The organism is candidate division KSB1 bacterium (assembly GCA_022566355.1).
Taxonomy (GTDB): Bacteria; Zhuqueibacterota; JdFR-76; order JdFR-76; family DREG01; genus JADFJB01.
The window spans coordinates 1-22,106 of record JADFJB010000082.1 but is presented as its reverse complement, the minus strand read 5'-3'; the positions used below and the strand labels follow the sequence as shown (position 1 = coordinate 22,106).

General features: G+C 38.4%; 11 protein-coding genes, 1 other RNA gene and 1 pseudogene. 3 read left to right on the top strand and 10 right to left on the bottom strand.

Features of this window, described 5'->3' with window-relative positions; all coding sequences use genetic code 11:
• The coding region (locus IIC38_13920; GenBank protein ID MCH8127036.1) for a glycine cleavage system aminomethyltransferase GcvT at window positions 1-529 on the bottom strand (529 nt) is incomplete at its 3' end.
• 22 nt (window positions 530-551) lie between these two features.
• Window positions 552-1,733 (bottom strand): pyridoxal phosphate-dependent aminotransferase, encoded by a 1,182-nt coding sequence (locus IIC38_13915; GenBank protein ID MCH8127035.1) that lies wholly within the window; start codon window positions 1,731-1,733, stop codon window positions 552-554.
• 279 nt (window positions 1,734-2,012) lie between these two features.
• On the opposite strand from IIC38_13915, the gene IIC38_13910 reads away from it, so the two are divergent.
• Window positions 2,013-3,095: an HAD-IIIA family hydrolase gene (locus IIC38_13910; protein ID MCH8127034.1), complete on the top strand. Its 1,083-nt coding sequence runs from the start codon at window positions 2,013-2,015 to the stop codon at window positions 3,093-3,095.
• 277 nt (window positions 3,096-3,372) lie between these two features.
• Here IIC38_13910 and IIC38_13905 read toward each other — a convergent pair whose 3' ends face one another.
• The 6 genes from IIC38_13905 to IIC38_13880 all read right to left on the bottom strand — a co-directional run bounded on the left by IIC38_13905 (window position 3,373) and on the right by IIC38_13880 (window position 18,338).
• Window positions 3,373-4,356 (bottom strand): hypothetical protein, encoded by a 984-nt coding sequence (locus IIC38_13905; protein MCH8127033.1) that lies wholly within the window; start codon window positions 4,354-4,356, stop codon window positions 3,373-3,375.
• Between the two features lie 579 nt (window positions 4,357-4,935).
• Window positions 4,936-9,453, bottom strand: a complete 4,518-nt coding sequence (locus tag IIC38_13900) for a PAS domain S-box protein (GenBank protein MCH8127032.1) — start codon at window positions 9,451-9,453, stop codon at window positions 4,936-4,938.
• 176 nt (window positions 9,454-9,629) lie between these two features.
• Window positions 9,630-9,986, bottom strand: a transfer-messenger RNA (tmRNA) gene (gene ssrA, locus IIC38_13895).
• A 227-nt stretch (window positions 9,987-10,213) separates the two neighbouring features.
• On the bottom strand, window positions 10,214-11,653 hold the full coding sequence (locus tag IIC38_13890; GenBank protein ID MCH8127031.1) for a GWxTD domain-containing protein: 1,440 nt from the start codon (window positions 11,651-11,653) through the stop codon (window positions 10,214-10,216).
• 13 nt (window positions 11,654-11,666) lie between these two features.
• Complete coding sequence (smc, locus tag IIC38_13885; GenBank protein ID MCH8127030.1) at window positions 11,667-15,251, bottom strand: chromosome segregation protein SMC; 3,585 nt, start codon at window positions 15,249-15,251, stop codon at window positions 11,667-11,669.
• Window positions 15,252-15,692: 441 nt separating this feature from the next.
• Window positions 15,693-18,338: a hypothetical protein gene (locus tag IIC38_13880; GenBank protein ID MCH8127029.1), complete on the bottom strand. Its 2,646-nt coding sequence runs from the start codon at window positions 18,336-18,338 to the stop codon at window positions 15,693-15,695.
• A 402-nt stretch (window positions 18,339-18,740) separates the two neighbouring features.
• On the opposite strand from IIC38_13880, the gene IIC38_13875 reads away from it, so the two are divergent.
• Together IIC38_13875 and IIC38_13870 are read left to right on the top strand one after the other, a co-directional pair.
• On the top strand, window positions 18,741-19,055 hold the full coding sequence (locus tag IIC38_13875) for a DUF433 domain-containing protein (protein ID MCH8127028.1): 315 nt from the start codon (window positions 18,741-18,743) through the stop codon (window positions 19,053-19,055).
• Between the two features lie 261 nt (window positions 19,056-19,316).
• Window positions 19,317-19,691: pseudogene (locus IIC38_13870) on the top strand (endonuclease domain-containing protein).
• Window positions 19,692-19,777: 86 nt separating this feature from the next.
• Here the strand turns inward: IIC38_13870 and IIC38_13865 are convergent.
• Both IIC38_13865 and IIC38_13860 read right to left on the bottom strand, forming a co-directional pair.
• On the bottom strand, window positions 19,778-20,242 hold the full coding sequence (locus tag IIC38_13865) for a hypothetical protein (protein ID MCH8127027.1): 465 nt from the start codon (window positions 20,240-20,242) through the stop codon (window positions 19,778-19,780).
• 124 nt (window positions 20,243-20,366) lie between these two features.
• Window positions 20,367-21,812: an exo-alpha-sialidase gene (locus IIC38_13860; GenBank protein ID MCH8127026.1), complete on the bottom strand. Its 1,446-nt coding sequence runs from the start codon at window positions 21,810-21,812 to the stop codon at window positions 20,367-20,369.
• Window positions 21,813-22,106 lie beyond the last annotated feature (294 nt).

Genomic DNA, 22,106 nt, shown 5'->3' with positions numbered 1-22,106 from the left:
GATCTATTTCTCCTTCTTTAAAATGATAATAATCAATTTTGCTTAAATCTTCATCTGTTAATTTTTGTAATAATTCTCCTGATTTCTTTCCCTGGACGGCAAGAAGGGTCGTCTGATCACTAACATTCTCCATTTGAACAGAACCGGGTTTATGTTGCTGTAACCAATTCCAATCTTTGTCAAGATTTGAAGCATTCACTACCATCATATAATAATCGGGCAATCTATAAAGCAGCAAATCGTCTACGATGCCTCCGTCTTCAAAACACATTGCAGAGTATTGTGCCTGACCGATTGCCAGTTTAAAAACATTATTGATGGTAACGTTTTGCAAAAAAGACTCGGCATCCGCGCCCCGAACAATGAATTCACCCATGTGGGAAACATCAAACATTCCCACTGAGGTGCGGACCCTGCGATGTTCTTTTAATATTCCACCATATTGAATTGGCATCATGTAACCGGCAAACTCAACGATTTTAGCGCCAAGTTTCGTGTGTTCATCGTATAATACTGTCTTATTTGCCATACGGATTTCCTCGATTCAATGATTATAGAATTTTTTTCAAACTAGTCTCGATTCGCTCTAATGCCCGGTTGATATTATCAACAGAATTTGCATAAGAGAACCTCAAATAGCCTTCTCCGTATTTTCCAAATGCGGTCCCGGAAAGGACAGCAACACCCCCATCGTCCAAGAAATGGTTAGCCAATTCTTTAGCACTTTTTCCTGTTCGTTCAACAAGCTGTTTTACATTGGGGAACACATAAAATGCACCTTTCGGCGTTAAGCAGGTAATACCATCAATTGAATTTAACCCATCGACTATAACACCTCGACGGTGTTCAAATTCCCGAACCATTGCTTGGGGTTCTTCCTGTGAACCGGTCAAAGCTGCCAGACCGCCAAATTGAACAAAACTGTTGGGACACGAATTACTATTGATCTGCAGTTTTGTAACTTGTTCAGCCAATTGTTCCTGCATTACACCATAACCCAAGCGCCATCCTGTCATAGAATAGGTTTTTGAAAAACCATGGAGGATAATTGTTCGTTCTTGCATTCCTGGAAACGAAGCAATACTCTCATGCTTTTCATCATCATAAGTGATGAATTCATAAATTTCATCTGAAAGAATTGTGATATCCGTATCTCTGACCAAATCAGCGATTCCCTTTAAATCATCACCAGAAATCATTCCGCCCGTTGGATTAGCCGGCGAATTTAAGATAATCATTTTGGTTTTTGGCGTAACCAATTGTTTTAAATCAATCAGATCAAACCCAAATTCTTTCTCTTCTTTTAATGGCAACGGAATAGACTTGGCGCCGACAAAATCAATTACCGATTCATAAATCGGAAACCCGGGATTCGGATAAATCACTTCATCTCCTGAGTTTACAAGAGCCAGGACACAAAAAAACATGATCGGTTTCGCACCTGGAGTAACCACAACCTGCTCCGGTTTAACGTGGATATTGCGTGTATCTCCGATCGTTTTCACAATTTGTTTTCTTAATTCCAGCATTCCGCTTGCAGGTCCATAGTGCGTGTACCCCTCACTGATGGCTTTTGTGGCTGCATTGCAAATATGAGATGGTGTATCAAAATCCGGTTCACCAACTTCCAAATGAATAATATCTCGCCCTTCAGCTTCTAACGCCTTCGCTTTTGCAAGCACTTCAAAAGCTGTTTCAGTACCTAGTCTTTCCATCCTTTGTGCAAGCTTCATGTTGGCTTCTCCTGTTTAGTTTTGATAGCTAATAATGAGATCGAATAATTATTATACTAACCACCAATTTTTAGACTTGCTGTTCTGAGGTTGACTTAGATTATCCTTAAAAACATATGGTAAATCTTTAGAAAATAAAATAATAAGCTTTCATATTCAAGCGGAATTTAAGACATTTCAAGCTCTTCCAAATCCAAAGTCAAAATTCTGTGTTGCATCGACATATTGATTTGAATACATTGATTTTAAAAAATCCATTACCAGAAAAAAATAAAATAAATGATTAAAGATAAAATCCAATCACGTGACGAACTTGCTGAATTGAGTCAAGACTGGCGGGAGAGTGGACAAACTATAGGTTTTACATCAGGCGCATTCGATCTGTTACATACCGGTCATGTTGAATTCCTTGAAAAATCGAAGTCACATTGTGATATTTTAATTGTCGGGATCAATAGTGATTCTTCCATCAGGCGCTATAAGGGTAACCACAGACCCATTGTGCCCCAGGAACAAAGAGCAAGATTAGTCGCTGCATTAGAAATGGTCAACTATGTCTTCGTTTTCAACGAGCGAAGAAATAAAGCAAATATTGAAGCCCTAAAACCACATCTATATATCAAAGCAGGAGATTATTCCCGGGATCAACTTACTTCCGGGAATCTTGTTGAATCATATGGTGGCAAGATATTGTTGATTCCTATTGAATCGTCGCTATCATCTTCCGATCTAATTAATAAGATTCAAAGCAGTCATGGCCAAACAAATGATGTCATCATTGAATATGAAAGAGCTGCCTATTTTCCTGTAAGCCAAAGTAAACTTCAGCCAGCAGTATTCTTAGACCGCGACGGTACAATTAACGTGGATGATGAATATTTACATGAACCTGAAAAGTTACAATTGCTCCCCAATGCTTTACCTGGCCTTAAAAATCTTCAAAATATGGGATTTAAATTAGTCATTATTACAACTCAGGCGGGTATCGGGTTGGGATATTTCACCAAAGAAGATTTTTATAAAGTGAATCGCATGATGTTTGGTTTGTTAAAGGAAGAGAATATTTTGATCGATAAAATCTATTTTTGCCCCCATTCTATAACGGAAAATTGTGGTTGTAGAAAACCAGGGACAAAACTGATTGATCGAGCCATAGAGGATTTAAATATCAATACAGTCAATAGTTATATGATTGGAGATAAAACCTGTGATATCCTGGCCGGCAAAAATGCGGGGCTATGCACAATTTTGGTAGAAACCGGCAATGCTGGAAAAGATGGAGAGTTTGACATAGATCCTGATTTCATTGCCATAGATCTGCTTGCTGCATCCAAATGGATTCTTGAACGAGAAAGGTTATAAAGTTAAGGAAACAACAGGAAATGTACTTAAAGTATGAGGTTAAAATAAATCATAAATAATTAAATAATAAGATCGAATTTCTAAGCAAATCACAATAACCAATTCAGTATTGACCCAAAAACTCAAATATTTTTTTGAATATTTGAATTTGGGGTTTCGATATTTGTTTCGGATTCCTGACCTTTGAGCCTGCGGTCAGGGACAGGTTCGATATTCGATATTAGGATTTAAGCGCCAAAAGATAATAACAAAAGATTGCGATGAAGTTACTACGTGCTTATTCCTTTTGAATTTTTTCAGGATTCAAAAAATCTTTTGCATGAAATAGAGTCGCCGCATCAATTCCCAGGGGGGTTAACCTATTCCCTAAATCAGTCAACTTCACCTTAGTTTCATATCTCTGTCGATCCCATCGCGTAGAAGAAATTTGAAAAGATGGCACAACCGGTTGTTTTTGGGTACTGATAAAATCGACTAAATAAGAAAGGATCTGGTCTGGGTACAAACCCAAAAGTTTTCCATACATCAATGGGCTAAAAAAATCAACATGTCTTTGCAGCGATTGTAAATTCTGCCCAACCCATTCAGATTTAGGATGGCGTCTTTTTTGCGACATCAGTGGTAGGATCTGCATACCCACTTGTAAGTTTGGGTGAACTCCTTTAATGTTCCGGGAAATTCTTTCGATTAACTTTTCAATAACCCGGCTCTGCCATTTTTGAAGATGAACCACAGTACTGTCCTCTAAACTTAAATGCATTAAATTTTGAAATGACAATTTACAATCAACACAATAACAAAAAGGCGGGAATTCATCTTCTTGAACGGTATTGCCCCACTGTTCCCAAAAATAGGGAAACCTCACATAATCAAGAAGCCAAACATCTATAGGTAAATGCATTAGAGAATTTTCAATCTTTTCATCAAGATAATCTTGATATTCAAGATTTGAGGGACAAATCGGTGCAAACCATGCCGGGAAATCAAAAATCTCCCCGGTACGATGTTTTATTTTTCCGAATTCGGTGCGATCCGAAACAGCCTGATTGTTAAGAACAGGCAGATTTACCCATACTTGAACATTACCTAATTTTGCCAATTGAATTATACTGGATATTTTTTCAATTTCGTCCTTCAAGTTTAAGGGAAGAATGATTCCCTTAACTCCCTTCTTGGTCCACCTTTCAAACAGACCTTCCCAATTTTCGGAAGGAGCCCAATTCGAAAGCTCTAAACGCGGTACTTTAACAAACCAATCCATTGTGATTCAATAAGAAAAAGGAATTAGCGATCCATCAATCATAAGTCAATTTAAGTTTTTTGAAAATGGGAATATAAATGATATAGATTAGAAAATATATCCTATATAAGCAAGCAAAATTAGTCGCAATCTTTTCGGAGCATGAAATACAAGATGAGGTTAAGATTAAGATTGAAATTAAGGACAATCCGTTGTGAATTAAATTTAAGACTTCCAATTTACATACAGAAAATTAAAAGAAATTGAGAGGTTAGACTGTTTTCACTGAAAAACGATATTCACCAAGATTTGACAGTTTTAGACGATATTGAAAAAACGCCCAATGGATTAATCTATAATAAAGGAACGACTATAGCATCGCGATTCATCATAGGGAATTTGAACGTTAGAAATATCAAAGTGGTGGTGGGTTTTATAAACATTCGTTCCTGGTGGGATTTTGGGATTTATAGACAAACTGTCAGTTCGTATTAATTTTAAATAAACAATTTAAGATTAGGGGATTTAAATCAAGAAGAAAAATTGACCTAATGGCAAAAGCAAAACAGTAGTCAAACTTATTCTTAACCTCAACATTAATCAGTTAGTATGTTCTTTTAAGTAATTTTCGAGGAAATCTTTTACACGATCAAACTCATTTAAAACATTATTATAGCTTACTTCAGCTAAGGATAAATTATCATCTCTTCCATATTTTTCCAACTCATCACAAAATGTAAACAATGGCATTGCGCCAACGCTGCCACTTGCTCCTTTAAATGCATGAGCTTCATGTTCAACTTGTTTGGAATCTTTAGATTCAATAGCCTTCTGTAAGGATAGTTTTCGATCCTGGGAATTATCAATAAACATTTGAATCAATCTTTTGACTACCTTATGATCATTACCAAGAGCATCCATAAGTACGGATAAATCAACCGGTTTTTTTCCTGATCCATTCTTTGGTTCCTTATTAACTTCAATTAACACCGGACCCTTTTTCAAACCTGTCCACTTATTAATAATATCAAATAGCTTTTGTGGATTAATAGGCTTAGATAAATAATCATCCATACCGGCGTCTATACATCGCTTATCATCTCCTTTCATTGCATGGGCAGTCATAGCAATAATTGTAACATGATCCGATTCCTGGTATTTTCGAATTTGAGCTGTTGCTTGAAAGCCGTCCATCACCGGCATTTGAATATCCATCAATATGATGTCATAATGCGTATTTTTAATAGCATCCACAGCCTCTTGACCATTACTTACGCAATCGGCGTAAAATCCTCCTCTTTCCAATATTTTAAGAGCCAACTGTTTATTAACCGGATGATCTTCGGCTAGCAATATTCGAACATTACGTTTCTTAACTTCTTGAATTGAATGACGGGTTAAAATTGAATCAGATTCAATTTCTGAGACAGTGCCGCTTAAAACGGTTACTAAAACATCATGCAATTGCGATTGTTTGATCGGTTTGGTTAAATATCCGGCACACCCTAATTCTTGAAATCGTTTTGCATCACCTCGATTACCAATGGAGGTTAGAATAATGATTGGCGTTTCCTTCAAATCAATACACTCTTTAATCAAATTCACAGTCTGGTAACCGTCCATTCCCGGCATTTGCACATCCATAATGATCAAGTCAAAATGTTTACCAGCCTTTATTCCAGATTTGACCTCTTGAAAAGCTTCAACACCACCTTCTGCTTCAACCGGATTACTGCCTAATCTGCTCAGGTATGAAGACAAAATAAATCGGTTGGTTTTGTTGTCATCGACGACTAGAATAGATAGATCTTTAAAATCCGCATTTATATATTGTGGCGGCCGTTTTTGGCCAACCTGCTTTTTAAAGGGGATGCAAAAAGAAAAACAACTGCCTTTTCCATACTCACTTTCGACGGTTATATTGCCGCCCATCATTTCTACAAGCCTTTTGGATATCGACAGCCCAAGACCTGTTCCGCCAAATTGTCTTGTTGTTGAACCGTCAGCCTGGGTAAAACTTTCAAAAATAAATTTTAATCGATCTTTCTTAATTCCAATTCCGGTATCGGAAATAGAAAATTCGAGCATTGCCTCTGATTTAGTCTCACTTTTGAGATGAATATTCACACTTACTTCACCGGTCGAAGTAAATTTAATAGCATTACCGATTAAATTGATTAAAATTTGCCTCAACCTTCCGGGGTCGCCAAATATTGGTGAAGAAACATCATGATGAATAAAACAGCTAAGTTCAATCCCTTTGATATGCGCTCGATATGCCAATGTATCAGCCAAATCCTCAACAGTTAACCTTAAATCAAAATCAAACAATTCCAAATCCAGTTTACCGGCCTCAATCTTTGAAAAATCTAAGATATCATTAATTACATTGAGGAGTGAATCCGCACTTGACCTCACAGATTGTGTAAATTCTTCCTGTTCTTTGCTCAATTCAGTATGAAGCAATAGCTCAGTCATTCCAATAATGCCATTCATGGGAGTCCTGATTTCATGGCTCATATTTGCCAGGAATTCGCTTTTCGCTTCGTTCGCACTGTGGGCAATCTCCGCGCTTTTCTTTTCACTTAAGTACAAATTGGCATTTTCTAAGGCAATCGCAAAGTGATCGGATAGTATTTTCAAAGTATTACTATCATTCTCAGGAAGTTCTTTTGATTCACTTCTTATCAAAAATAGGCCGATCACTTTATTCCTGACTTTCAAAGGAACCAGCAATACCAGACCTTGCCCCGGAATCAAGGAATTATAACTATCAATATCTTTTTCTGAAATATTAACGATATCATTATTTTGTAAAGCGTCCTTAATCAAACCTTCAATTTTTAAATGTACACCGGATTTTACTCTTTTACTTTTCCTGGTAAAGTGAGTGATAACCAGATCGTCCGATTGTTCGTCATAAATCGCCATAACAACATCAAAAAAATTGAAACCTTTCTTTAGGGAGCGGATCATTATTTTTGCTATTTCATCAAAATCAAGAGTATCTGCAATACTCCTGGTAACTCGATTAATCCAATAAAAATGATCAGCCCGGCGTTTTTGTTCGTCTAAAATCAGCGCATCTTCAATTGCAATTGCTGTCTGTCTAGCAACAATGTTTAACACCTGTAAATGTTTTTCTTCAAAATGAGCATCACTATTTCTATAGAGTGCGAACACCCCAATTTGCCTTGATTCAAATTTAAGCGGAACGGCAATGATCGATTTTGAATTCTCTCCAATACATGGATCCATCTTACTGCGTGGATCATTTTCTAAATCATTAACAATTAAACCTACACCCTTTTCCAGAACTTCTCCTACAAACCCTTGATTTGAATGGATCGCATATCCCTTTGATCCCTTTTTCCATAATTTATTAACCTTTAAGTTTTTTTGAAATACCGGGTAAAGTAAGTAATCAGCTTCATTCCATAAAAAGAGCCAGGATTGATCGGCTTCTATTAAACCATGAATTCTTTCAATGAGAACTAAAGCAATTTCATCGACCGTTAGCATTTGATTTAACATTTCAGAAAGCTTGTTAATCGTCTCAAGCGAATTTTTCCACTCTAAGGTTTCTTGGTACATTTTGTTTAAGGCTTCATGGCTATCAACTTCTTCTGAAATGTCTTTATAATAATTCGCTCTGCCATAAATGGTACCATCATTTCCTTTAACTGGTAAGGAATTTCGAGAAATAGTCCTACCATCTTTTAATTTTAAAATATCACCTTCTCGAGTCGATTCTTGATCAGATTGAATAAGTTCAGTCCATTCGTTAAATTCATCTGTATTATTTAACTTTTGCGATTCATGTTCCATTAGAGAAACCATGTCCATCTCTTTAACCTGGCTCTCAGAAAGTTTCCACAATTCTAAAAAGCGTTGATTAAAACTCACGACTTCACCACAATGCCCAAGTACCAAAATCCCATCAAATGTAGCTTCTTGTTGAGCTTTTAAGATGGCGTTCATTTTACTGATTTTCTGCTCAGCCTCTTTTCGCTCAGAAATATCTTGAATAATTGCGGTTATATAATGAGCTCCCGATGCCTTCCAGGTAGAAAGTGACATTGCAACAGGAAACTGGCTTCCATCTTTTCGAACGCCTTTCGTTTCGATCTCACCATCAAAAAGTTGGCTTTCCCCTTTTTGAAAATACTCATCTAGACTATTTTTGAATTCATCGGAAAAATCTTCCGGAAGTAATTGATCAAATTGAAGACCGATACTTTCTGTGCCTTCATAACCGAAATACTTTTCAGCTGCACTGTTTAAAAAAACGATTAATCTTTCATGATTTATGGTAATGATTGCATTATTAGCGGATTGGGTCAGCATTCGAAATCTTAGTTCGGATTCTTTATAAGCTTCTTCAAATAAGACCTGGTCGGTAATATCGCGAATGCAACCCTGAACGATGTGATTATTTTCACTCACCCTAATGGCTGAAACTTCACATTGACGCACACTCTTATTTTTACAAATAATCCTAGTTCGATATCGATATGGTACTACTTTGCCCAGTTTCCTGTTTTCAACCAGATCTTCAACATATTCCCGATCTTCATCATAAACCAAATCCATTAATTTAATGTTATAAAGCTCTTCACGAGAATAACCGGTAATTTTACACATGCGTTCATTGACATAAAAGAACTGATCTCCATTATGCGTAAAAAAACCATCGAGAGATTTCTCTATAAAATCGGTGAATTTGGATTCTTTGTTTCCCGGTTCCGAATCCTGGTTGTTTGTAGGCTGCATCCAAATCATTCCCAAAACATTGTCTTCATTTGTATTATTGGGGATAATTCGAATAGCAATTTTCTTAGAACCATTTTCTTTGGTACGTAAATTTAGATCAAGAACTTTTATCTCGGCAGAAGAATCTGATAAACAGAGTTGGTCCTTTACGGAATCAAGCTGGGTGGGAGAAAATATCTCAGCAATATTCTTCCCGATTAATTCTCCCTGTTCATAATTTAGGATTTTCGCAAAATCGTGGTTTACGAATAAAATATTCTCATTTTTATCTATAATTCCAAAACCCTGCCCAATTGTATTGATCAACGTTTGAACGCTAAGATCTAATACTACCTGGTCATTCATTATTAACGGATCCCCTTTTGGGATGAAAATATTTCAGAATTATCCTTTTCTAACATAGTCATAAGGTGATTTCCTATAAATTGATTATCGACAAAAACCTGGAAATTGATTAGCTCTGTTTAAAATGGCAGGAGAGTTTTGAAATAAAAAAAGCGTGGTTGTTTAAACCACGCTTATTGTGGAGACGGCGGGAATCGAACCCGCGTCCGAAAAAGCGCACATTGAAGCTTCTACATACTTAGTTTGTCATTAGATCTCGTTCGAGTTTGTTCGACAAACAAAACGCACTCAAACCAGTCTGAAAAAACTTAATACCTTGGCTCTCAGACAACACCAGGTACGCATCCACCAAATCGACGTTATTTAAACTCTAGGTGGACCTCGAATTCAATAACGGGCTACCTTTAATTAGGCAGCCAATGCATAGTTATAGTCTGCATTTATTTTTTTTCCCGACTTTTTAGCGTGACCGTCGGAGACCACGGTATGCCGCTTCAAGAACGAACCTTTTCCGTCGAACCCAGAGCGTCCCCAAATTTTTAAGACAAAGAACAAATTCAAACGAACTAAATATATAAATCCATTGAGTGGAATTCCATTGAATATCCAACTAAAGTAGCAGATTCTAGATACTGGATACTTGAAGCTTGATATTGGTACTTGATGCTGGAATCCTGATTCTTGATGCTGAATTCCTGAATGCTGGAGTTATACCCTCTTGATTATGGATCATTGATCATTGTTCATTAGCTAAAACTCATCATTCGCTCAACCATCTTTGCCAATCAAAATCGTGGAGTTCATTACGAGCAGTGGAATGCACCATAATGTATTCACCGAACCCCCTGTTATCTACAAAGACAAAGAAAATCCCTCCCTGGATTTGGAAGTAATTCCAAACCTCGTACCCCTTGTTTTCAAGCGTGCTTGGATGCCTTTCAACTTCATCGGGTTTGCCGTATAAAAGATAAACTCTTCCCCTTTCAGATTTCCAGCCAGGCTTTCCACTACCGAAATAAGAATTAACATAATTCAAATTATTCAGGTATTGTTGCCGAAATTCGTTTTGCAGTGTAGATAGATCCTGGTCACGTGCAAACCAGAAAGATTTCATAAAAACGCGTTTCCCTTGCAAGTCTAATCCGTCATATATGCTCACTTCTTCCTTTGTTGCCAGGTATTTAGCCGTTAGAAATTCAGTGTTAATTTCCGATTCGTTAAGTTCGTCGTAGAATTTGTACTCAAAAGAATTTAATAATGCATCTTTGTTGAATTGATTGGCCAACATATTAGGCTGATAATCTCCTTCACGATAGACAAAGAATTTTTTTGTCCGCTTCGTTTTACTACCAGTCGCTAAATCCTCCACCTCAAGTTGTAGGATATATGTGTTTGATTTAAGACTAACAATATTAAATCCAACAACTTCAACACTCGAAGCGCCTGGCTTTTCTTTCACTTTTTCTTGTAAGGTTCGAATCTCATCTCCATTTGCATTGTGAATCGAAGATTTTACCCTGTACTGCTTGTCACCAACTTGATTATCCAGATTATAGACTTCAGCATAAAAATAGAGCATCGGGGTTTCCAGGCCATACATTCTGCCAGGATTGGGAATGATTCTATAATGGTTTTTTGTGAATTTATCCGGTTGCTCTTTATTTAGATTGATGGAAGATGATAATTGAATATCCGAAATCGATAATTCAGCTTCAGGATAAGGAAGAATTCGAAGGTCTAGGGATTGCCGGCCAATACGCTTTGAGGTCATATCCTTTAACGAAACTTCAATTTTGTAATCGCCTTCTTGAATAGCAAAACCGGTGAGATTAAGTAGATTTTGACTTTTCGTAACCTGTGATAAACTATCCACGGTTGTGATATTAATTATGGAATCGGCAATTGCTAACGAATCATTTTTATAGATTTCAGTTTTTATCATAAATATTGCTTCAAACTGATTCCCCTCTTCTATAAACTGTAACTGGAAACGCGGAATGGAATAATATACTTCTAAATACACCATATCTGCCGATGCACGAAAGCGAGAATAGTCTACATCAAAAACAAGATCATCCGATGATGCTGCTTGGGGGTATATATCTTCAAAAAGGAGAATTGTAAATGCCAGAAAGACAGGAATAAGCTGTATCAACCGACACGGTGATTGAAATTTGCAGCATGAAAGGAAGAAATTCACCAGGGACCTTATCCTAATTTGATTTGTTTAATTGTTCGGATTCCATCTTTTCTTTAACCAGTTCTACGGATACCAGCTTAGATACTCCCTCTTCCTGCATAGTCACACCATATATAAAATCAGCAGCTTCCATGGTAATTTTGTTATGAGTGACCAGGATAAATTGTGTATGGTCCGAAAATTTTCGTAACACCCTTAAAAACCTTTGTACATTTAAATCATCAAGTGGTGAATCCACTTCATCTAAAATACAAAACGGGCTTGGTTTCACCTGGTAAATAGAAAAGAGAAGAGAGATCGCAGTAAGAGCTTTTTCACCCCCTGATAACAATTCAATTGCCCCCAACCTTTTACCGCTGGGTCGCGCCATTATCATAATTTTCGCTGAAAGTGGATCGTCTTTATCGAATAAAATCCGCAAATCTCCTTCACCACCTTCAAAAAATACCGAAAAATTCTTTTGAAAATTTTCACGAATTTTATCAAAAACTTCTTCAAACTTTTCACTGGCTGTCTGGTTAATAATATCGATGGTTTCAATTAATGTTGACCTGGCTTCATCCAGGTCACTCTTTTGGCGTTTTAAAAATTCAAGTCGATCTCTTTCCTTTTGGAACTCTTCCAATGCCAGCAAATTAACCGGTCCAAACAAATTGAGTCTTTCTTTTTTCTCATCCAACGAAATCCGGATAGAATCGATTTCATCGGGAGATTCTGCTTGAATCGGTGTTATTTCCAAAGAATATTTATCTTTGATATTTACACGTATGTTCTTGATTCTCATCTCATATTCGGAAAGCTGCAACCGCTTCTCCTGCAAAGTATCAATCGAGCTTTGACTTAAATCGCGTATACTCTTCAAAGTGGATTCTTTAGTCGACATTAACTCCTGAAGCTGCTGGTATTCTTGCTGTTGTCTCGATCGTCTTTCTAACAATTCATCTTTCCGGACACGAATCTCCTCAGTTTCACTAAAAAGACGCTCAATGTCCGTTTGCAAATGTTTTATCTCAACCTGGCTTTCAACAAGTTCTTTTTCTCGCGTAACAATTGTAGATTCAAATTCAACCAGGGTTCGTTTCATTCTTTTTACATCAGCTTCTAAATTATTGAACTCACTGGAAGCCTTTACGAGGTTCACGTTTAACTCGTACACTTCGTTGGCAAAGCGATTTCTTTGAGTTTCATACTCTTCCAGTTTTCCCTGCAATAACTCAACTTGATCTTCATGTTTTCTACGGTTTTGTGCAAATTTATCTATCTCCGGTCGTAATTTTTCGATCCGTTCGAATATTTGTGATATTTTATCCCGCACATTTCCGATTTCTTCTCGAGTGGAGTCTAACCTGCTTTTAACATTCGATTTTGTAGATTGTTTTTGAACAGTATTGATCCTGCTTTGCTGGTACTCTTCTTCGGTTTCCTTCTTTTTCTGAGTCCAATTTTCAATTTCCGAATCCAGCTTTTTAGTTTTTTCTACTTGTTTTTCAATTTGCTTTTCTAACACATTCACGCTTTTACCACAATCCACAACCTGCTGTTGAATTTCATTTAATTGATCCAACCGACAAATGGCATTCACAGAATCACCATCCCCGGAACGCCCATAGCGTATCACTCCTGATGGTTGTGATACTTCACCGTCCAGGGTTGCAAAATTCCAATCATTAGTTTTAATTTCTTTTTTAATCTGTTGGAGATTTTTTGGATTGTCGACTAGTAAATAGGAGCCAAATAGAAAATCCGCTAGAGGATCGAGTTCTTTAGGAACCTGAATCAGATCCCGGACTTTACCAATTACAGATGTACTATCAGGAATATTTTGGCTTGTAGAAGAGACCGTAAAAGCAAACTTATCGAGAACCAAAAAAGTAGCCTGGCCTAATTTCCCTTTCCTGAGTTGATCAATAATTTGATAAGCATCGTGTTCAGTTTTGACAATGACAAAAAAAGACTTTTCACCCAAAATGGCTTCAACTGCCGGACGAAACTTTTTGGGTACTGAAATTAAATCACTCAAAATGCCAAGAACACCAGGAAAAGATTTGGCATTGTTCAAAATATATTGAACACCGCCTGGATAACCTTCATTGGTCTCAATCAAGTTTGAAAGAAACGATTCTTGATCCTTAAGAGATTGTATTTTATTTTCAAGCTTAGCCCGGTTTTCCCTTAATTGAATGATTTCAAGATCCAGGCTTTCCTTAACCTTGTTGTTACTTTCCAGCTCAGAAGCTACAAGCTGAGTTTCTATCAACAACTCACTTTCTTTTTTTACCCAAATATCCTGGTCGGAAGCAAGTTTTTTGTCCTCTTCTTCCAAGCGTTCAATTTCCTCCGTAAGCTGTTCTTCTCTTCCTTCCAAATGCAGTAATTCAGTTTCCAGGGCATTTCGCTCTTTCTCTTTTTCGCTAATTGTTTTCATGAGCTCGATCAAATTCATTCGAGCTTCATTGACTTCGAGACGACGCCGGGCCAATGTTTTTTCAAATTCTTCCAGCTCTTGTTTTTGTTTCCGGTGCTTCATTCTTACACTATCTACTTTCTCACCCAAAACAATAAGCTCGGGTTCTCCCTCCTGCACACGTTGTCGTAAAGATTCAATCCTACGCTGTAATTGCTCCTTTTCTTGAGAATAACGAATGATTTTTTCTTCCAGCGCTTTAATCCTTTCCTGGTTTACGACATTCTGACTTTCTTTTTGATGAAGCGAATCGGTAGAAGACATTAGTTCGTTTTGTATATCCGCCAGCTTATCTTCCATTCTCGTTAAGTTCAACTTAAACGTTTCAATCTCCGCTTCATCCTTAAAAATTCGTGTCCGGTTCTTTTGCATGTTGTCTTCGCTTTGAACCAACCCGTCTTTCAATGGGATCAATTTCTTTTGGATGGCTGCGAATTCCAATGAAGCGGCACGAATTTCCAATTCTTCGATTGCATTAGAAAGAATTTTATATCTTTCGGCCTTGTTAACCTGTCGTTTTAAAGCATTGGTGTTACGTTCGATTTCTGAGATGATATCATTGACCCTATTCAAATCCACTGCCGTAGAATCCAACTTTCGAAAGGCTTCGCTTCTACGATGTTTATATTTATTAATTCCTGCCGCTTCTTCGAATAACCTCATTCGTTCGTCTGATTTGCTGTTTAATATAGCTTCAACCATTTTTAACTCAATAACCGAATAAGAATCAGGTCCTATCCCGGTATCAAGAAACAAATCGTTAATATCCTTTAAACGACTGGGAGTTTTGTTAATTAAGTATTCACTCTCTCCGGAGCGATAAAGTCTGCGTGTGATTTCGACTTCTTTAAATTCGGTTGGCAATAAATCCTTTGTATTTTCAATGGTAATAGAAACTTCCGCCATCCCGAGCTGCCTGGTCGATTTCGATCCGGAAAAAATTATATTTTCCATTTTCTCGCCTCGCAACACGCTGGCTTTCTGTTCACCCAGTACCCAACGAACAGCATCTACTATGTTGGATTTGCCACTGCCGTTGGGTCCGACGACACAAGTTAATCCTCCATTAAATTCCAATGCGGTTTTTTTTGCGAACGATTTAAAACCCTGAATTACTAATTTTTGTAAATACATTGAAAGCCGTTCATTTATTATTGATCTGAATTATTAACCTGCACTATTCATGAATTTTTGCCACAAAGACTCTAAGTCACTAAGAATATGAAAGTTATAAAGAAGATTACTATGAACCAATTTTCGGTCGATATAAAAAATCAATCTTTCTTAACCTTTATTTTTAAAACTTTGTGTCTTTGAGTCTTGGTGGCTATGAATTATCCAGGTTAATAAATTTATAAATTAAATCCTAAAATAAATTATCGAATCCCGAAACAATATCGAAATACCAAATTTATCCTGCAAGATAAAAATTATGCAACAGGGTGAAAATATTCAAAAATATTTGGCTCTTATTTTTACGGTCATTTCTGAATTATTTGAACCAGACCTGGCAGGATTCAAACTCCATATTTTACCTATCCGCCTGTGAAAAGCTTAGAATTCTTTGTCTTAACATTAATTATACCACAGGTGGATAAGATAAACCAATTGTGCATTCAAACCATTACTTTGATTGTACAAAATATCTAGCACTAAAATCAAGATTATTGGAATGCCCACAAATAAAGCGATAGTCATTCCGGGTCTAATTGTAAATACCGTGCGAATGCCAGTGAAGATTCTATAGATGTACCAAATTAGAAAAATAATCAAGAGCAATAATAGAAGCAATCGAATTGGTGAAATAATCATCAATCTATAAAATATAAATGCAACAGGTAATAAAAAAATAAATATACAACTTTCCCAATAAACTAGCGTCAAAGAATTTCTAATTGAGAGACGCCGACGCGTAATAAGGGAAAGAAACAAAACATAAAATGCTAAAACAGTAATCAGAACAGCTGTCCATAAACTAAAACCGATTATGCCCAATATTGGGTACCAACTCATATAAATCAAAACAATATTTACAGTGTTTGATGGAGAAAATTGAGATATTAAGAAATCGAATAACGGATGATGGCGCAAAAAAGAAAATACCGATCCAAGAATTAAACCCCAACTGGATGCCGATGTAATTAAAATGATCGAAGTAGTAAACCAGGGGATTTTTCTTCCATCTTTTAATTCAATATAAAATCCAAAAGGCCTTGAAAGTATTCGTATAAAATTGCCTCTTAGGCGATGGTCCCTGCGAAAGAAAATGAGAAAGAGGACAATAACAATCAATCCATATACTATAAATATTGTGTCAAACCGCTCGATTGTGTTTTGCTGAAATTCAAATTGATACCCCGTCCCTTTATTTAAGTTTTGCATCATGCTTAAGGACATTCTCGGTTCGTTGCTTACTGTAAATAGCCCGATCGGCAACAAATTTCTGTCCGAGGTTTTGAGAGAGAGTACAGAAGGATAAGATATTTGCCAATCATAGAGCGCGGCTAACATAAAGCCCAGGGTGGGTTCCTTTTGGATATCTTCAATTAACTTCTTTAACTTTTGTGCTTGAATCGCTTCGTAGATGGATACATTTTCACTGTCAGACCTTGTGGCAGTATATGGTACTGAAATATCAGAATAAAGTATGGGTATTCCCGAGCCTTCGTCTATCCAGTTTGCCAACCATTTTCTCCAGTCACTGTAACCATGCAGAGTTAGATTAAAAGTGATGAAATCAAAAGCAAATTCGGACAATGAGGAATCATAATTACGAAATCCGGACGTGATGAAAAATTGGTTTTCAGTCCCGACTACATTCAATTGGTCCGATATAAATGATTGCGTCCCTACGGAAGAAGCATCGAATCCATCACCCAGCGAGAGCGCCAGCACGGATGCATGATTTGAAGCCAATTGAACCATCTTGCCAAGTAAACTACTCATTCGTCCGCTAAACTCCGGGTCGGATAAAACAGCGCCGGGAACATTCCATAATGGGACTCGCAAAATATTGAGTAAGCCCAATGAGTCGGTCAACTCAAGGACATGGGCCGGCGGGGGGTTGTGCCAGGTTATGGTATTAAAACCATTTGATTTGATTTCTTGGAGAAGTGTGAGAGCCTGCTCATCGGTCAATATCCTTGATTTGTTTTCCAGGAATGTTACACCTTTGACAGGTAAAAGCTCGCCGTTTAAAAACAAATGATTGTTATCCAGTTTTAATTCCCTGATTCCAATTTTTTGTTCAACTTCATCGATCAATTTGTTTTTATACAAAATCCTGACCTCAACCGAATACCGATTGGGGAAAACAAGGCTCCATAATTTTGGATTTTGAAATTCCATGGACAATTGGATTTGATTCTTCAACTCATTGTTCAACCGGAAGCTTTGTTCCGCTGTAGCCAGGATTTGATTTGATTCTTCATCTCGCACAACACAAACAACCTTAGGGGAATCGTTGTCAGCCACCATCGTATTAAAAGCTAATTCCGTTGAGAGTATCTCTATTTCTAAATCCAATTTGGCGGCAGACAATGAATTAGCCAGCTCACTTTTGACCACAACCGAACTGATTGTCATAGCCGGCTGGATCGTCAAATAAATATCACGAAATATGCCTCGCAAAGGTAACGGCGATAATAAAGCCTGACGTAAAGGAATGGTTTTATTCCCCAAACTCGTATTCACTTCAACTTCCAGCACATTGCTACCACGCAATCGAAGCAAATTCTTTGGAATCGGTGTTAATATCGAAGTATGTCCATAAGATTGAGAAGAAAGATATTGATCATTTAGCTTAATTCGTGAAGAAAAATTAATTCCTTCAAAAACAATGAAAAACTGTGAATCGCCTATGTTTGCCGGAATTTCAAAAGTGCGACGGAAAAAAAGATCCCCTATTTCTTCAGTTGGTGAAGGCAGCACGATTTTGCGCCACTCAGTTTCACCCTTTTTCTTAAACGACCACTCTCCGTTTAGATCGATTACCTGCCTTGTTTCAGTATCTAAAGTTTGGTCAGGTTCTTGTGAATACAACGGCAACCAAAAAAACAGTGCCGCTAAACAGAAGAATATAAAAACGAAACATGGTTTAAAAGACATTTTTATTTTTGTGTTCAAATGTGCCTGGAAAAATAAAAAATTGGATAACCTTTTCATCGGAATGGTTTGCAAAAAAACAATAATCTCAAAATCATTCGAACTATCGGAAACCATCTACTAACCAAAAACACCCATTTCAATCAGTATAGTTGAATTCCTAAAAAATTATTTGAAATGTAATAAAATGGCAGTTGAAATACAAGACTATTTTGGAGAGACTTTGCTTACAGAAAAAACCAATGGTTGGCTTTCACTTACAAGGGCGTTATCCTTATTGAATTAACAATGGTAATTGATAGTTTGAAATTATCTTATATCTTTTCATACAAATGAAAGACGTAAATAACGTGAGCTCGACATAGCATAATCTTTTGTAAAATTATCATTTTTATCAGCCTTCGACGAGTTTATCCTGAGCGCAGCCGAAGGGCTCAGGCTGGCTAACTTGAAACATAGTGAGCGGAGTCGAACCATGAAAAACCTTATGTGAAACTCAAGTTAAATAATGAGCAAATTATGGAAAATCAATATGTAGAAAAACGCGATGATTGTTTTTGGATTTCAGGAACACGGGTCTCGCTTGATTCGGTAGTGTTTGCCTTTTTGGACGGTCTGGCTCCGGAAACTATTGTCGCAGAGTGTTTTCCTGTTCTTACGTTAGAGCAAGTTTATGGAGCAATTACTTATTATTTAAGTCATAGGGTGGAAATAAATGTTTATCTCAAAAATGCTGAATCTGAGTTCAAGACTCTCCATAAAAATACCAATGAAACAGCCTTTTCTAAGAAAATGGGTGAGGCTCGCAGACAAATTCAGATTTCACAAGAATGAAAGTTCGTTTTCAAACCCGACAGTGTATAAAAAATTACATAATTATTGTAACATTTCAAAAAACCTCCCCTAACCCCTCCTTAGCAAGGAGGGGAATAGATTAGAATTGATATTAAATAATGTATAATTGAGTTTCGGAAATAATGAAACAAACAATTTAGTAGATAATGAAGAAGCACCACTGATAAATATATATCCAAAACCAAACAAAATTCCTCCCCTTAACAAGGATAACAAGGGGAGGTTAGGAGGGGTTGTAAAATGATCAAGATATACAACAAGTTATCAGAAAAGGAGAAAAGAAGAGCTCTTCGCAAGAACTTATCACCTGCCGAGATAAGGTTATGGAGACGATTTAAGGGTAAGCAACTGAGAGGATACAAATTCAGGCGGCAGTATAGTGTAGGGCCGTATCCCGAAAACTTTTAGGCGTCACTACACCCCCTTTATGTGGTTGACTTCTATTGTCCTGCGGTTAAACTTGCTATAGAAGTTGATGGAAGCTCGCATGATGCAAACGATGAAATTCGAGCATACGATAAGCAAAGGCAGGAGTATATTGAATCTTTTGGTATTCGGTTTTTGCGTTTCACGAACTCGGAAGTTTATCACAATTTGGAGGGTATTTGGAAATAAATAGTAATGGCCTGCGAGACGTTAGATGACCTCCCCTAGCCCCTCCTTGTAAAGGAGGGGAATAGTTTAGTTAGTGGGTATCTATATTAATGCGCCATCACCAAAACCAAAATTAATCCCTCCCCACTTTCTAATCCTTCCAGCGCTTTACCTATAATAGCGCCATCACACTTTTCAATATCAACACAAAGCATTGCAAAGCCAGGTTTGTTGGAGATTGTCAATAGGTCTCCAGGCCGAATCGGACCATTCTCGGACGTAGCTTTTACCGGCACTCGGCCCATCAGGGCAAGCATATAACGACTTGAATCCTCGGCTGTTTCCATTTCTTCTGGGTTATTTCCCAATATAAATCCTGGCTCTGTCGTGATTACCCCTGCTATGAATTTGCTGTTACCACGTGCTTTGCGATAGTGCTCTGGTTTGCCGGGATCGAGCTCGACAACGTCGCCAGGTTCGACCGGCTCAGAAACATCGATGCGTTCAGCCAGGTCAGCACCACCTGGGATAAACGCACCTGCCGCAAACACGTCGCCAGTGGCGCGTTCCACGCGGAATACCAGTCCCGTTACTTCTCCTCCTTTAAAATCATAAAAGATTTCCTGTTCGCCTACGGAATTGTCCGTCCACAGTGCGTGGAATCGACTGTTGGGCGTGACCCCGAGACCGTTGTAATCAGCCAAAGAAGGTAGCGCCAGCAAAGACACTACCGACGTTAGGATCAAACGATACATCGGTAACTCTAACGTTTGGCGACCAGGTGGCGCCGCCATCCGTACTAATCGTGGCGAACACGTCCAGGTCCTTGATCCCGTCCGCTCCTACTGGATCCAAACGCGTATCGTACCAAATCACACAGATGTCGCCGGTGTTTTGGTCGACCGCCATCCAGGGAAAGATCTGGTTGTTTTCGGCTGGGTCGTCGTTCAAGATTAATGTCGGACTCCAGGTGGCACCGTTGTCGGTCGATCTCGCAAAGATGATATCAGCACCTGCATCGGTGGCGCGGGTACCACCGCCAACTTGAGCCAGAGGCGTTGGGCCATCGGCGTCTGCTGCAACGACATAGACATGATCCGGCCGCGTTGGATCGGTCTCGATGTTCGGGTAGGGGTTGACTCGAAAGGTCTCAGACGGCAACGGACTAGGCACTCCGGATACAGCGAAAGGAACGCCAAATGGAAAAGTCGCTACCCCGAAGGAACCACCTCCATCCGTTGAGCGGGAGACATTCGTTCGGTTTCCAAACCAGTAGACCACGTAGACATCGCCGTCTGCCTCAACCTCGGGTTCTGAGCCCTGAACAAAAGAAGTTCCGTTGGTCCCTGTACCGCCATTAGCCGGCTCGTTGGCAGGAGAAGATACAATGATGGGTGCAGACCAGGTTGCGCCGTTATCCGAAGAACTGGAAAACATAATGTCACCTCCTCCAGCAACAGCATTCGCCGGATGGACACCGTCATAAAACCGGGTCCAACTGACATACACACCATCGGTAAATGGACTGCCCGGATACTCATCCGCAGCGATCATCTCTTTATCCTCAAATGGAACGGTACCAAAACCTGGCCATATATTGGTTGCTACTCCCACCGTCGGGGACCAGGTCACACCGCCATTGGTGCTGGATGAGACAAATATCCCATTGTTTCGGGTGAAGATAGAGGCTCCAGCTGCCGAAGCGATATGGGCATAATAAGCACGGCCACTCGAATTGAACGCAATACTCGGGTCTCCACCACTATTTGTGAAGCCTGCTGGCAGAGCAACGGCCGGGCCGTTGTCAACCCATGTGGCTCCTCCATCTGCTGAAAAGACAACCCCGTTGCCTCCAAAGCCTGTTCCAAGCCTGTAATCATTGAATCCACCAATGACTATAAGGGAATTAGATGGATCTCCCGCAATAGTGGTCTCGTTCTGTGGGTTGGCGCTCGTGGTTGTGCGAATGTCCGCTCCCAAAAGTGCTGGTGCCAATTCTTTTATACCAACAACACCTGGCGCCGCTGCCTTTCTCGTCGCAGCGGATGATGGACCCTCTGTCTGCTTTTGCTGTGCCCACAGGACTCCCGAGTTCAGGAGCAAAAGTATACACACAATAGTTAGTAAACATCTCTTTGCCATAATTCTTTCTCCAAAATTCACAATTGTTTGTTTTTAAGCGGGTTAAAATAAAAGGAGCTTGCAGATTCCACCGAAGGAAAAACTCAGCCAGATACAGGAATTACAGAACGGTGAATCCCGCTCTTGATTTTTAATTACTAAATTGCAATTACCTTGCCACAGCCTTTTCCCTCCCCAAATTTGTCGGTTCCCTGATATCCAGCTAGTTGTTATTGGGGAGTTTTTATTTTATTTGCCAACAAAATAAAGATAATAATTTTTATAGTTAAGTAGTTTCTGAAATATTTTTCTAAA

What these genes read in the sequence shown, in the direction of transcription:
- IIC38_13860 (MCH8127026.1), bottom strand. Translation starts at nt 21,812, where the DNA reads ATGGCAAAGAGATGTTTACTAACTATTGTGTGTATACTTTTGCTCCTG.
- IIC38_13910 (MCH8127034.1), top strand. Translation starts at nt 2,013, where the DNA reads ATGATTAAAGATAAAATCCAATCACGTGACGAACTTGCTGAATTGAGT.
- IIC38_13915 (MCH8127035.1), bottom strand. Translation starts at nt 1,733, where the DNA reads ATGAAGCTTGCACAAAGGATGGAAAGACTAGGTACTGAAACAGCTTTT.
- IIC38_13880 (MCH8127029.1), bottom strand. Translation starts at nt 18,338, where the DNA reads ATGGTTTCCGATAGTTCGAATGATTTTGAGATTATTGTTTTTTTGCAA.
- IIC38_13875 (MCH8127028.1), top strand. Translation starts at nt 18,741, where the DNA reads ATGGAAAATCAATATGTAGAAAAACGCGATGATTGTTTTTGGATTTCA.
- smc (MCH8127030.1), bottom strand. Translation starts at nt 15,251, where the DNA reads ATGTATTTACAAAAATTAGTAATTCAGGGTTTTAAATCGTTCGCAAAA.
- IIC38_13900 (MCH8127032.1), bottom strand. Translation starts at nt 9,453, where the DNA reads ATGAATGACCAGGTAGTATTAGATCTTAGCGTTCAAACGTTGATCAAT.
- IIC38_13905 (MCH8127033.1), bottom strand. Translation starts at nt 4,356, where the DNA reads ATGGATTGGTTTGTTAAAGTACCGCGTTTAGAGCTTTCGAATTGGGCT.